This is a genomic window from Pseudomonas lundensis, assembly GCF_002269125.1.
Classification (GTDB): Bacteria; Pseudomonadota; Gammaproteobacteria; order Pseudomonadales; family Pseudomonadaceae; genus Aquipseudomonas; species Aquipseudomonas lundensis_A.
Genome location: NZ_NQKI01000087.1, coordinates 1 through 1,494, shown reverse-complemented (window position 1 = coordinate 1,494; position 1,494 = coordinate 1). Strand labels below are relative to the sequence as shown.

Genomic DNA, 1,494 nt, shown 5'->3' with positions numbered 1-1,494 from the left:
TTTATGTGCTCGTCGCCTGTTTGTAGATGACGACATCAGCAGCACTGCATGAGGAATCAGGGATGTTTTCACCGGCGGATCAGCCCCATTTCACGCTAACCCTTGCGGGAGCGGACTTTCAGGTACTGGCCTTCAAGGGCTGCGCAGCCTTGAACAGGCCGTTCGATTTTGATCTGGGGCTGGTCAGTGAACGGGCCTTTTTGGCAGTCGGCCTGCTGGCGGGTGAGATGCTCTCATGACCCCTGAAAATACGGCTGTAGAAAAACGCGGCCCGCAGGTCGCCATCGTTCCGATCAGTGTCATTGATGTCAAAGACGTGGCCAGTGGCGCTGCGGTGTTCGATGCCTGGTTGCAGGAAATGAGTGGTGGCGTCGTCACCCTCGAACGGATCCAGGGCGTGGCCGGGGCCTTGCCCGTGGTCGGTAACATCATGGCGCTGGTGGATGCGTTGGGCGATGTCGTCACGCTGACCAAAACTGAAAAACGCGACCTGCTGCTGTGGGCGAGCCTGGCGATCAACCTGATCGGCGTCTTGCCGCTGCCACCGACCATGGCCGCTGCGCGCATGACCCTGCGCCCGACCTTGCACCTGGTGCGTCAGGAAATGCGCTCGACCACCAAGCTGATGCTCAGTGCCTCGGTCATCGAGATTCTGGTGGGTCACCTGAACGCGTCCATCGTCGGCAGCCTCGATGACTTCGTCGAGCAAGCCAAGGCCAAGCTGCCGCAAATCCTCGCCGACGCTGGCAAGCTCGGTGAAGACATGCTCAACGAAATCGCCAAGGGGCTGGAAGCCGCCGTCAACGGCACCCTTGATGCCACTGGGGATCTGGATGCAGCGAGTGCGCAAATCAGTGCGGCGGGCGACCAGTTGCTGCATGACCCCAAAGCGGCTATCAGCAACATCTTCGGCGGCTTGTTCAGCGCCTACAAAGCCGCTGGCAAAGGCATGGCCAACAGCGCCTCGCAGCACCTGCTGTCCGACGACATCAAACGCTCCGTCACCGCCCACACCGCTCAACTGCGGGCGATGGGGCCAGAGCTGCGCACGCAACTGAGCGCGCTCAGCGCCGAAGACGTTGAGTACTCGATTGGCTGGTTGTTGTTGATCCTGTCCAGCGCCACGGCTTTGTGGCGCAAGCGCAATGTTCATGGGCAAAGCACTAACGTCAAACCCGCTGAAACCAACAAGGCCCGACAAACAGCGACTGAAGGACAGGTTGAAGCCAACCAAAAACAAGCCGCTGCGACAGGGATGGCCAATCCCGCAAAAAACTGCGCCTGTGACCGTACGCAGCACAGCATAAATTTCGCGCTGGGCTCCGAATCCCTGAGCCACACCGACTTCAGCTTGCCCGGCCCGTTCCCGATCGACTGGACACGCACCTACTGCTCGCGCCTGAGCGCATACGACCAAGGCGCCCTGGGTGCGCGCTGGATCACCGAGTTCACCACCCGCTTTGACCTGCACGGCAAGGGCCTGGTGTTCCACGA

General features: G+C 60.6%; 2 protein-coding genes. Both read left to right on the top strand.

Annotated elements, in window-relative coordinates; genetic code table 11:
- The first annotated feature begins 62 nt into the window (after positions 1–62).
- Positions 63–239 carry a hypothetical protein gene (locus CJF39_RS23130; RefSeq protein ID WP_170942726.1) on the top strand — a complete coding sequence of 59 codons (177 nt, stop codon included), beginning with the start codon at positions 63–65 and terminating at the stop codon, positions 237–239.
- Positions 236–1,494: DUF6531 domain-containing protein (locus tag CJF39_RS22565; RefSeq protein WP_249275432.1), on the top strand; the 1,259-nt coding region annotated here is incomplete at its 3' end. The genes CJF39_RS23130 and CJF39_RS22565, both read left to right, overlap by 4 nt.

Coding starts and splice junctions, on each gene's coding strand:
- CJF39_RS23130 (WP_170942726.1), top strand. CDS start 63: ATGTTTTCACCGGCGGATCAGCCCCATTTCACGCTAACCCTTGCGGGA.